8 protein-coding genes are annotated in these 11,571 nt (G+C 71.4%); 4 read left to right on the forward strand and 4 right to left on the reverse strand.

Annotated elements, in window-relative coordinates; all coding sequences use genetic code 11:
• Positions 1 to 107 precede the first annotated feature (107 nt).
• From GT354_RS45080 to GT354_RS45090, 3 genes are read left to right on the forward strand one after another with little or no spacing between them, the layout of a single operon-like run.
• On the forward strand, positions 108 to 776 hold the full coding sequence (locus tag GT354_RS45080) for a tellurium resistance protein (protein ID WP_161363159.1): 669 nt from the start codon (positions 108 to 110) through the stop codon (positions 774 to 776).
• Positions 773 to 1,819: a protein phosphatase 2C domain-containing protein gene (locus tag GT354_RS45085; RefSeq protein WP_346012465.1), complete on the forward strand. Its 1,047-nt coding sequence runs from the start codon at positions 773 to 775 to the stop codon at positions 1,817 to 1,819. Before GT354_RS45080 ends, GT354_RS45085 begins: the two co-directional genes overlap by 4 nt.
• A complete protein-coding gene (locus tag GT354_RS45090; protein ID WP_161363145.1) occupies positions 1,816 to 3,141 on the forward strand; it encodes a protein kinase in 1,326 nt (441 codons plus the stop codon). The genes GT354_RS45085 and GT354_RS45090 overlap by 4 nt, the downstream gene beginning before the upstream one ends.
• 109 nt (positions 3,142 to 3,250) lie before the next feature.
• Here GT354_RS45090 and GT354_RS45095 read toward each other — a convergent pair whose 3' ends face one another.
• Positions 3,251 to 3,805: a HutD family protein gene (locus tag GT354_RS45095; RefSeq protein ID WP_161363147.1), complete on the reverse strand. Its 555-nt coding sequence runs from the start codon at positions 3,803 to 3,805 to the stop codon at positions 3,251 to 3,253.
• 1,164 nt (positions 3,806 to 4,969) lie between these two features.
• Between GT354_RS45095 and GT354_RS55255 the strand changes: the two genes are divergently transcribed.
• A complete protein-coding gene (locus tag GT354_RS55255; RefSeq protein ID WP_161363150.1) occupies positions 4,970 to 5,401 on the forward strand; it encodes a winged helix-turn-helix domain-containing protein in 432 nt (143 codons plus the stop codon).
• Positions 5,402 to 5,470: 69 nt separating this feature from the next.
• On the opposite strand, the gene GT354_RS45105 is transcribed toward GT354_RS55255, so the two are convergent.
• From GT354_RS45105 to GT354_RS45115, 3 genes are all read right to left on the reverse strand, one after another.
• Positions 5,471 to 6,850: a condensation domain-containing protein gene (locus tag GT354_RS45105; protein WP_161363153.1), complete on the reverse strand. Its 1,380-nt coding sequence runs from the start codon at positions 6,848 to 6,850 to the stop codon at positions 5,471 to 5,473.
• Entirely contained in the window at positions 6,847 to 10,167 is a 3,321-nt protein-coding gene (locus tag GT354_RS56885; protein ID WP_161363155.1) for an amino acid adenylation domain-containing protein, read from the reverse strand. The genes GT354_RS45105 and GT354_RS56885 overlap by 4 nt, the downstream gene beginning before the upstream one ends.
• A gap of 63 nt (positions 10,168 to 10,230) precedes the next feature.
• Positions 10,231 to 11,571: phosphopantetheine-binding protein (locus GT354_RS45115; RefSeq protein WP_237536086.1), on the reverse strand; the 1,341-nt coding region annotated here is incomplete at its 5' end.

Here is an 11,571-nt window from a genome sequence, read left to right on the forward strand (position 1 = left end):
GTCCTGCTCCGGCTCTCCTGGCTCGTGGTGATCGCCGTGGCGATCGTCCTTGCATTGGTGTTCACGAAAGGCACAGGCTCTTGATCGACGACATGCCGGGCGGCCCGATGGCCAGCCGCCCGCTGCACTTCTTCTTCCTGCTGGACTGCTCCAGCTCGATGCAGGGCGAGAAGATCGCCTCGCTGAACTGGGCGGTCCGCGAGTCGATCCCGGACATGCGCCACGCGGCCGAGGAGAACCCCGCCGCGTCGCTGCTCGTGCGGGTGCTCACCTTTTCCCACGGCGCGACCTGGCACCTGCCTCGACCGACACCGGTCGAGAACTTCTCGTGGACGGACGTCAAGACCTCCGGCGCCACCGACATGGGCGCCGCGTTTCGGCTCGCCGCCGCCGAGTTGGCGATGCCGCCGATGACCGAGCGGGCCCTGCCCCCGGTGCTCGCGCTGCTGTCCGACGGCGGCCCCACCGACGACTGGCGCGCAGGTCTGGCCCAACTCGACGCGACGCCGTGGGGCAAACGCGCGCTGCGCGTGGCGATCGCCATCGGCCAGGACGCCGACCGCGCGATGCTGCGCACCTTCCTGGGCAACCCCGAGGCACCGCTGCTCGACGTCAACGACGCGGAGCAGCTCGCGTCCGCGATCCGTTGGGTGTCCACCGTCGCGGTACGCGCGGCCTCCACCCCGGCCGGCGGTGGGTCCACACCGGCCCCGTTCGGCGCCGCGAAGTGGACGCCGCCGCAGCCGGTCGAGGACGACGGCGCGGACGTGTGGTGAGCGGACACATCTGGCAGCACGGCACCGCGACCGTTTCCGGACTGGGCAAGCGCTGCAACCAGGACGGCGTGGGCGGTGGCACGATCACCGACCCGCCGGCCGAGTGGGCGGCCGTCGCCGACGGGCACGGATCGGCGGCGTACGTCCGCAGCGACCTCGGCGCCCGCGTGGCGGTCGAGCTGTTCGGCGCGACCCTCGTCCGGTTGTGGGCCGAGCACGCCGAGGACGGCCGTCGGCCGCTGACCGCAGCGGCGCGGGGCCGCCTGGTCCACGACTTTCCGCGCGACCTGGTCCGCGCGTGGCGCGAGCACGTCGCCCTGCACCACTGGAACAATCCCACCCGGCCCCGCGCCGAACAGCCGTCGACGCTGTACGGATCGACCTTCATCGGCGCGCTCACGTTGCCCGAGCTGCTGGTGTGCTGGCAACTCGGCGACGGGGACCTGGTGCTGATCGACGCGGACGGCACGTGCACCACTCCGCTGGACTCGGGCGAGGTGGTCCTGGGCGAGGCCACTGAATCGCTGTGCGGACCCGAGGCGTGGCGGTCCATGCGGGTGCACTGGGTGCCGCTGCGCCAGGGCAGCCGGCCGCCCGCGCTCGTGATGCTCTCCAGTGACGGCCTGTCCAAGAGTTTCGTGGACCGACCGGGCTTCCTGGCGTTCGCCCGGGGCGTGTTCGAACGCTTGCGTGCCGAGGGGTCCGACCGTCTGCTGGAACGCGACCTGCCGCACTGGCTCGGCGAAGCGGCCCGGCACTCCGGTGACGACACCTCGGTCGCACTGCTGTGGCCCACCGCGGCGGTGCCGCAGGCGGCGCCCCGCGGGCCGGATCGGCACGAGGGGGCGAAGCCCGGGCCGGACGCCGAACCTGCGCGGGAATCGGCGGCCGAGGTCGATCTCGCGCCCGGATCCGCGACCGACGTCGACCTCGCTCCCCAGTCCTCGACCGACGTCGGCCTCGCTCCCCAGTCCTCGACCGACGACGAGCCCGCGCGGGAGTCTGCGCACGGGCCCGACCGACCACAAGGAATCACCGCATGAACGGCATGTTCACTTCCGGACACACCCTGACCGACGCGGACGGGCAACCCATCACGGTGCGCGACTTCCTGGGCGGCGGAGGCCAGGGGGAGGTGTACCGGGTCGACAGCACCGCCGGTGAGCGCGCGTTGAAGTGGTATTTCCCCTCGGCCGACGCCGCACTGCAACGCCACATCGTGCTGGACCTGATCGAACGCGGTTCCCCGGACGACCGCTTCCTGTGGCCGCAGACCCTCGTCGAGAACACCGACGGGTTCGGTTACCTGATGGACGTGCGCGGCGCGCGATTCGTCGGTCTGCCGGACCTGCTCAGCCGGCGCGTCGCGGCCGGCTATCCGGCGTTGCTGACCGCGTGTGTCAACCTCGTCGAGGCATATCGCCGACTGCACGCGGCCGGAGTCGCCTATCGCGACATCTCCTGGGGTAACGTCTTTCTGGATCCGCGCAGCGGTGACGTGCTGGTCTGCGACAACGACAACGCGGTGGCCGACGGTCAGCGGGTGACCATCACGGGGACGATGGACTTCATGGCCCCCGAGCTGGTTCGCGCCGACCCGGACGCCCAGCCCTGTACCCAGACCGACCTGCACGCGCTCGCGGTGCTGTTGTTCATGATCCTGATGAATCATCACCCGCTGTGCGGGCGCCTGGAGTTGCAGATCCGCTGCCTGGACGGCCAGGCCAAGACCAAGCTCTTCGGCCGCGATCCCGTGTTCGTCTTCGACCCCAAGGACGACCGCAACCGTCCGTTGCCCGGTGAGCAGGACACCGTCATCCACACTTGGAGCGCCGCGCCGGCGGGCCTGCGCGCGCTCTTCGAGTCGGTGTTCACGGTCGGGCTGGGCTCGCCGAACGACCGGGTCCGGGAGGGGCAGTGGCGGGACATGCTGTCGCGCCTGGTCGACTTGGTGATGCCCTGTCAGGGATGCGGCCGAGCGAACATGACCGATGTCTCGTCGCCGGGGAACGGTACGTGCTGGAAGTGTCGCGGCGCGCTGCGTTCGCCGGTCCGCCTCGAGGTGACGGTCCCGGGCACCGGCTCACGCGCTCCCCGAACCATCCTGATGACCCCCGGGGCGAAGCTGTACGAGCACCACCGCGAGAGCGACCCCAAGCGGCACGACTTCACCGCCGTCGTCGCCGAGGTGACCGAACACCCCACGCGGGCAGGGGTGTTCGGCCTGACCAACCGCACCGCGTCGGACTTCACGGTGCGTCGGCCGGACGGCAGCACGGACGTCGTCGGGCCCGGCCGCAGCATCGCGATCAAGCCCGGCATCTCACTGCGCCAGGACACGATGGAGGGACGGTTCGTCGGCTGAGCGACATATCGGCCGCGGCGGCGACCGAGCCCGCGACGACGATCGCGGTGGATGCGCGGGGCGACCACACGATCCGGACGCGCGGACGGGACACGAGCCGCTACGGGCCCTACCGGCCGACCGGACGGATGTCCGCCCACAGCGCGACCGCCCCGGCCGCGAGCGGCACCGCCTCCCGCTCGGTGCTGTTCGTCCACCACGCACCCTGACCGGCCGCCAACTCCCGCTCACAGCGCCAGCGTCCTTGCACCACGTACACCACGCCGGCGTGTCCGGCGGGCAGGATCGTGCGCCCGGTGATCCGGCGTACGTCGGCCGTCCACTGCCCGCGCCGCGTCATGACGTTGAAATCGCGGCTGTCGCCGCCCAACAGAGTCGCCCGCAACGCCACGTCACCGGAAAACGCGAACGGCTCGCCGGTCCGATCGAGCCGATGGTCGAGGCCCCCGTCACCGACCAGACGCACACCGTCGCCCGCGATGAGCGTGATCGAGCGGTCGACACCGGGAAAAGCCGAGAACGGGCCGTCCTGCGCGATGGTGGCGATACTGGCCCGCCAACCGAAGTCGGCCGCGTCCACCGGATACCCGGCGATCTCCCGCGTCTCACCCCCGCCGTTGCGCCAAGCACTGACCGGCAACGTCTCGACATCGAAGAACCGCACGCGTCACGCCTCCCACCAAAAACGACTTCGGCACACGCACGCAGGCCGAACTGTGCTGCACCGGTTCCACCGCCACCACCGCCGCGGGCGACACCCGGTCCCGCGAGGAACAGGATACGGAGCGACCGCCCGGGGCCGACCGGCCGGGCGGGCGAGCCACTTCGACTCCCAGTGTCGGCCCCGGCGGGCGAGACGGCTGCGAAAGACCGGCACTCGTCGAGCCGCCGACCCGGGAAGAGCGGACGGTCGGCACTGTTGGCTCCGATGCGTGGCCGCAGTGGGCGTCGGGTGGAATTTCGGTCGGCCTGTGGTGTGCATAGTTTGCGTAAACTCGTTGCGTCTACCCGAGATTCGGTGGGGCTAACGTGGTTGTTCCCGGTTGTTTGCGTGGGGTTTCCGGTGTGTGTGTCGGTGTGAGACGCGGCGTGACCGTAAGGGTAATTGAGGGGATGAATGCGGGGCGGTCGGCCGTGAGGGGTTGTGTGAAGCGAAACGTGTTTAGCATCATGGCTTCGGGACAGATTCTTTCGGAGTCGACGAGTGAGGCGAAGTTGGCGGCGTAAAGTGATCGGCGAGTTGGCGGGGCTTGGCGCGACTTCGTGATCGGGAGCGGGAAACGGTTGGTTTCTCGGCACCGAATCCGGCCCGGCAGCGTGCTGGTTGGTCAAGGTGAGACTCGGCGGTTGGGGTGCGGGGGACTCGCGTCGGCGGGGTGGGAAGTCGATTTCGTCGGCACGGTGAACTACGGAGTACGGGCGCGAAACGGTATGGCTGTAGGAATAACAAGGAAATCGGGCTTGCGGTAGTGAAGTGCGGCGCACGGTGGGCGAGGCATGACGTGGCATATCGTGTCGGTCCGTAACGCGATCTGCTGTCCCGAAACCTGGGACCTGCTTTCTCCTCGGTGTTTTCCATCCCGGGGTCGCGGGTGCCGAACAGGTGTGCCCGAATATGGTGGCGACGGTGTGCGGGGTGTTCGTCGGCGGTTTTGGTGAATGCTGTACCGACGTGCTTTCACTGTTCGCGAGCCCGTATTTTCCATGAGCATTCCGGAATGGGGTCCGTGTGGAAGTCAAGGTTTTACGGTGGCCGTCCGAAGCGGAACAGCGCGCGGTGTGCAGATCGAGGGGATTGCCCTGTCTGTTGGTTCTGGAGGGTCACGGGGTGTCGGTTCCCACGGGGCTCAACGTGCTGGAGGACTGGGTCAGGCCGCCCATCAGCCGGGAGGATTTCGGAGCCCGCCGCGCCGCCCTCGCGGCCAGGGCCCAGGCGGGGGCGTTGCCGAGCATCGACCGGGAAGGGGTCCTGCGATTCGGTGGGCGCAGGCTGTCGTTGTCCCCGGCCGAGGCGGATCTGATGCGCGTCCTGGTGGAGTCGTTCCAGGAGGTTGTGCCCCGTGACAGTCTCGTCCGTCGGGTGTGGCCGGGCGACTGTGCGCAGCGGCGCAACGCCCTGGATCTACGCATCCTGCGGCTACGCCGACGCATAGGTTGTCTGCAGTTGTCCATTCGCACGGCGTGGGGGCGTGGGTATCTCCTCGACATCCACGACCCGCGGGAAGGCGACCTCGCCTGGTCGGGCGCGGGTGGGCACTGACGGGTCGGTCGATATGGCACCGGCGCCGCCGATCGCGGCGCCCGGGCGGGCGTTTCGGACCGGGCCGGCTCAGCCGGGCGTTCGGGACAACGATGCCAATCGGGTGTGGAGGAGCGCGGTCATCTGCGTGGCGGCGTCGCGGGAGACGTCCGCCGGTCGGTAGGCCAGGTGGCCTGCCAGTCCTCGATCCGGCCGGATGCCCAGTTCCAGGCTCAGGGACGTCTTCGCATAGCCGAAATCCACGTCCTCGACGCCGTGGCAACCGGGGAGGGCATCCGCAGCGTCCGCCTCGTCCAGGGTCAGTCGTACCCGGATGTCCTCGTCCAGGACCGCGTCGGTGCCGGTGACGGCGGCGAAGACGCGCTCGAACGGCGCGTCCCCGTCGGCCATCGCGGCGGTCAACGCGTCCCGGGTGCGGCGGATCGACTCCGCGCCCCCGGGCGAGGTCGACGCCGGGACACGTACGACGAGCGTGTTGGCCAAGTCCGCGAGTAGGCCCATCAGTTCGGGACGGTGCCGGCCGGAGGTACAGCACCCTACGAGCACGTCGGCGCGGTCGTGGTACTCGGCCACCACCGACCCCCAAGCCGCCAACAGCACGGCGAACAGGCTCGACCCGCTCGACCGCGCCAGACGGTCGAGCCCGGCGCCCGTCGCGGCGTCGACGCGCACCGGCAATCGCGCACCGGCGCGGTCCCCGGAATTGGGCAGGTCGAGCAGCGCCGACGGTGGCGATTGCCCGGCGCGGCGGTCGAGTTGCTGTCGGATCACCCCCGCCGTCAGGCTCTGTCGCTGCCAATGGGCCACGTCGCGCGGCCGCAACCGGCCCGACGTGGACACCGGAACCCCGTACAGCTCGGGTAGCAGGACGGTGCGCAGGCCGTACCGGTCGCACGCGATGTCGTGGGCCACCACCGTCAGCAGAACCGCTGCCGGCCGTGCGTCCACGACGTGGAACCGCACCGGTGGGCGATCGAGTCGGAACGGCAACCTGCCCGTGCGCAACGCCAGTTGCCCGGCCTCTCGAAATGCCTGTGCCGGCTCGGTCGATGGCGCGACGACGTGCTGCACCGGTACGTCGTCGGTGGCGTCCACGCGCACCCGCACGCCGCCGGAAGGGGCGGGGAGACAGGCGCTGCGCAGCGCCTCGTGTCGTTCGATCGCCCGGCGCAGTGCGCGTGCCACGTCTTCGGGCGCGCGCTCGGGCGCGAACGCGCAGACCAGGCCCACGTGATGGAAGTCGCCGTCGTCACCGTCGCGATGGGCCCGCCACAGCGACTCCTGTTTGACGGTGACATCGTTCGGCTGCGGCTCGACGCGCTCCGGACCGCCGTCCAGGTAGTGCAGGAGGCCCTGTTCGGCCAGGCGCGCGGTCAGCAGTTCGCGTTTCGCCGGGGACAGCGCGCGCATGCGCGCCCGCAGGTCCACCCCGGCGTCCGCGGCGCTCACCGCCCGGTCTCCTTGACCTGCTGCGGCGAGCGCACCCGGTCCGGTGACTGTTCCCGGCCGGGTGACTGCCCCCGGGTCTGCGGCTGCCCTTGCTTCTCCTGCCGCGACTGCGTCTCGCGTCGTGACCGCGCGTCGTCCGGCGACTCGACGTCGTCCTCCGGCAGGTCCGCGACCTCGGTGAAAATGGCGTCCACGCGGTCCTCGTCGGCGCGGTATCGGTCGATGGCGGCGGCGAGTTCCGCGACGGCGCTGGACTCCAGCCACGTTCGCAGCGGCAACCGGACCCCGAACCGACTGCGGACGGCAGCGATCACCCGGGTGGCGAGCAGCGAGTTGCCGCCCACGCTGAAGAAGTCGTCGAGCACGCCGACGCTCGGCACGCGCAACACCTCCTGCCAGATCCGCGCGACGCCCCGCTCGGTTTCGGTGCGCGGCGCGACGCCGCCCGTCAACCGCTCGTTGATGCTGCCCTGCGGCGCGGGCAGCGCCTTGCGGTCGATCTTGCCGGTGTGTCCGAGGGGAAAGGCGGGAAGCAGCGAGATCGAGGTCGGCACCATGTAGCCGGGCATCCGCGCAGCGAGGAAGGCGCGCAACTCGGCCACGTCGAGCCGGTCGTCGCGGGGCACGACATAGGCGGCGAGACTGCGTTCGCTGCCCTCTCCCCACGGGGTGACCAGGCACTCGCGGACCTGTGGGTGCTCGGAGATCTCCGCCTCGACCTCGTGCAGTTCGATGCGGATGCCGCGCACCTTGACCTGATGGTCACTGCGGCCCAGAAAGTGCAGATGCCCGTCCGGCAGCAGGGTCGCCACGTCGCCGGTGCGATACAACCTGGCCCCGCCGCCCGCGAACGGGTCGGGCACGAACCGGTCCGCGGTCAGGCCGGGGCGCCCGTGGTAGCCGCGGGTGACGCTGTCGCCGCCGATGTACACCTCGCCGCGGGCACCGAACGGCACCGGATCCAGGTGCCGGTCCAGCACGTACGTCGTCTCGTTGTTCATCGGCCGGCCCGACCGGACGAACGGCAGCCCGCCCGCGCGGGGTACCACGTAGTAGGTGGAGTCGATGGAGACCTCCGTGACGCCGTACAAGTTGATCAGATCCGCGTCCACGGTCGCGTGGAAGCGCTCCGCGAGCGTGGGCGGGATGGGCTCGCCGCTGGCGAAGACGAAACGCAGCGACGTGCACGCACCGGCGTCCTCGGCGGTGAGGAACGTCTGCAGCATCGCCGGGACGAAGTGCAGGGTGGCCACGCGCTCGGTCCGGATCAGCTCGGTGAAGCGGTTGAGGTCCAAGTGCAGCCTCGGTGGCGCGAGTACCGCCCGCGAGCCGACGAACAGCGGCCAGAACAGTTCCCACACGGCGGCGTCGAAGCTGTACGCGGTCCACTGCAACGCGGACTCGTCCGGCCGGAGTTCGTACAGCCGGCTGATCCACCACACGAAGTTGGCCGCGCCGCCGTGCTCGATCAGGACACCCTTGGGCCGACCCGTGGAACCGGAGGTGTACATCACGTACGCGAGGTTGTTCGGGGCGACTTCGGTGCGCGGTCGATCGCTCGGGCAGTGGGCCCACGCCTGCGGATCGTCCAGGACGACCCGCTTGCGCGCGTGCGGGAGCAGGCCGACGAGTCGGCTTTCCACGAGCACCACCGGGCAGTCCAGGTCCTCGGCCAGGTAGGTCAACCGGTCGGGCGGGAACGAGGGATCGAGCGGGGCGTAGGCACCGCCCGCCTTGAGGACGGCCAGGATCGCCACGTTGAGCGTGAATCCGGGTTCCGCGCACAGCCCCACGATGGTGTCGGGCCGGACGCCGAGGTCGATCAGGTGGTGCGCGAGGCGGTTCGCGGCGCGATCCAGCTCGGCGTAGCTCATCGACTCGCCCTCGTGGACGAGCGCCGGGCGGTCCGGCGTGCGGTCCACCTGGTCCTCGACGTGCTCGTGCAGGCACCGGTCGCGGGGGTAGTCCACCGCCGTGTGGTTGTGCGCGTTCAGCGCCGCGAGATCGACCGCGTCGACCAAGGGGAGCCGGCTCATCGGGGTTTCCGGTGCGGCCGCGGCCCCGGTGAGCACGGCGGCGGTACAGCGCAGCAGCCGCTCCACCTGCGCGGTGTCGGCGACCTCCGGCGCGTGCCGGGCCACCAGGGTCAGCGCCGCCCCGTCGTCCTCGACGCCGACGCTCAACGGTGGCCCGGCGGGCTCGGGCGCCGGTACGGTCGCGTCGTCGCGGGCGTCCACCACCGAGTCGTACAGCGCGATGCCGCGTTCGGCGCCGGTGAGTTCGTGCAGCACGGCGCCCGGCAAACGGCCGTGGGCGCGGGCGTGTTCCATCCACTCCGATACCTCGGTGATCCACGCGGCGGCGGGGGTGTCGTCCAATCGGACAGGGAGGGGCAGAGTGCGTTCGAAGGGTCCCAGGCTCGCGCGCAGGGCCGGGGGCCGGGTATCGACCGACAGCCCGATCACGGCGAGCGATTCGCCGCGGAACCTGGCCACCACGGACGCCCACGCGGCGGCGACCAGGCGCAGCTTGCAGGACTTGGTGTCCGCGGCCAACCGGCGCGCCGCGGCGGTCGCGGGGGCGGACAGGGCGATGCGCACCGTGCCCGGTTCCCGGCCGGACCGGGCCGCCGGTTCGGGGAACAGCGGCGTCGCGCCGTCGACGTCCGCGAGGGCGCGTCGCCAGAAGTCGGTGGCGTCGACGAGCGACGACGGGTCCGGGTCGGGGCTCAGGTTCGAGTCGGGGTTCGAGTTCGAGTCGGGGTTCGGGTTCGGGTCGGAGTTCGGGTTCGAGTCGGAGTCCGGGACCGGGGCCGCGAGGACGTCGTCGGGGCGGGGCACCGGTTGCTCGCCGCGGAGCAGCGCCGACAGGTCGCTCAGCAGCAGGTGCGCGCCCAACTCGTCGACCAGCAGGGGGTGGTAGGTCAGCACGGCCTCGTGGGTCCGCTCCGACCACAGGAGTCGGCCCAGAGCGGTGTCCAGCGCCGGCGGGAACCCGCGCCGGAGTTCCTCGTCCGCCGCTCGGCCGGCCTCGGTGTGGTCGTCGGCCCGCAGGAACGGCAGCTCGACGCCCGTGCGTACGAGCGTGGGCTGCGGATCGGACCAGTCCACACTGATCGCCAACTGTGATCGCAGAGCCAGAAGTTGCCGCCAGGCCGCGTGCACGTCGGACGTCGAGGCATCGGCCAGGGTGATCCGAGCCTGGCGGGCCGGGCCCTGCGCCGAGTCGTCCAGCGCCGCCGCGACGAGGATGTCCTGCCGGGCGGGCGAGAGCGGGATGCGGTGGGGAACGGACGGGCCGTCTGCGGGCGTAGCCACTGCCACGGTGACCTCACGAGAGTCGAGTCGGGTCGGTCGGATCGGTCTCCGGCGACGCTGGGGTCAGGGGTCCGGGGTGTCCTCGGGTGTGCTTTCCACGGCGGTGAGCAGTGCGTCGACGGCTTCGAGATCGTGGGACGTGTCGGCGCGTACGCGGTCGAGCGACTCGGCGAGCCGCCGCAGCGTGGGCGCGGCGAACACGTCGGCCAGGGCGACGTCCACGCCGTGGGCCGCGTGTACCCGGGCCAGTACCTGGATCAACTGGAGCGAAGTTCCGCCCAGGCCGAAGAAGTTGTCGTCGCGGCCCACGCGGGGCACGCCCAGGATCGGCATGAGCACGTCGTGCGCGAGGGCGCGTTCGGTATCGGTCGCCGGTGGCGTGTAGGGGCGGGAGTCTAGGCGTGCGGCGCGTTCGGCGGCCGACCGGGCGGCGTGGGCGAGAGCGGCGGAGGCGTGGGCGGAAGCGGCGGCGTGCAACGGGCCCCGGCTCTCGCCCCCGAGGTGGTCACCGGTTTCGCCGCTGCTCTCGCCGCTGCTCGCGTCGCCGATGTCGGCGACGACGAGCACGCGTTCGGGGATCGCGGCGGCCGGTACCAGATGCCGCAGCGACTCCGGCAGATCCGCGGCCGCGGTGCCATCGGGCCCCCCGACGTGCGGTCGCAGCGCGGCGTACGGTCGTTCGGCCCGACCCCACTCCAGGGGCTGCACCCCCGCCACCGCGGCCCGGCCGGTCAGCCGGGTGAGCGCCCCCGCGAGGTCCTCGACCAAAATCGTCCGACCCCGCGCGCACACCCGGTCGTCGGGCAGACGGACCACGCGCAGCGTGCCGTCCGCACCGATCCGCACCAGCGCCCGGGTGTTCGCCACTCGGCCGCCGGTACCGGCCGGATCGGGTCTGAAGTCGTCGGCACAGGCCCTCGGTTCGCCGAGATAGGCGGTGCCGGGATCCACGGGTACCCACAGCGTGCCGGTGCCGCCGGCGGGCACGGGCATCAGGTCGTCGTTGAGCACGTGGTACGGCGCCGGGCACGTCGAGGTGTGCGGATCCGGGCCGTTCAGCGCGGCGTCCGGGGCCGGGGCGGACCACCATCTGCGGCGCGGCGCGGCGTCCTGTTCGCCGGGCACGGGTGGCTCGGTGAGCCGTCGATACGAGGCTTGCGGCTCGCGCAGATCCAGCAGGTGTACGGGCACCGCCCCGGCGAACGCGTACGGCACCTCCGCGACCGTGGCCCCCGCTTCGGACAGCGCGTCGAAGCGGACGTCGGCCGAGTCGGCCGCCGCGGGCAGCAGCAGCGTGGCGCCGGACCCGGCGGCGGCCAGTACGCAGATCGCGGCGTCCTCGCCGCCCCACCCGAAGTCGGGAGCGAACACGTCCGCGGCGGACAACGCCGAGGCGGCCGCGTG

The sequence above is a fragment of the Streptomyces sp. SID3343 genome (assembly GCF_009865215.1).
Classification (GTDB): Bacteria; Actinomycetota; Actinomycetes; order Streptomycetales; family Streptomycetaceae; genus Embleya.

Coding starts and splice junctions, on each gene's coding strand:
- GT354_RS45090 (WP_161363145.1), top strand. CDS start 1,816: ATGAACGGCATGTTCACTTCCGGACACACCCTGACCGACGCGGACGGG.
- GT354_RS45080 (WP_161363159.1), top strand. CDS start 108: ATGGCCAGCCGCCCGCTGCACTTCTTCTTCCTGCTGGACTGCTCCAGC.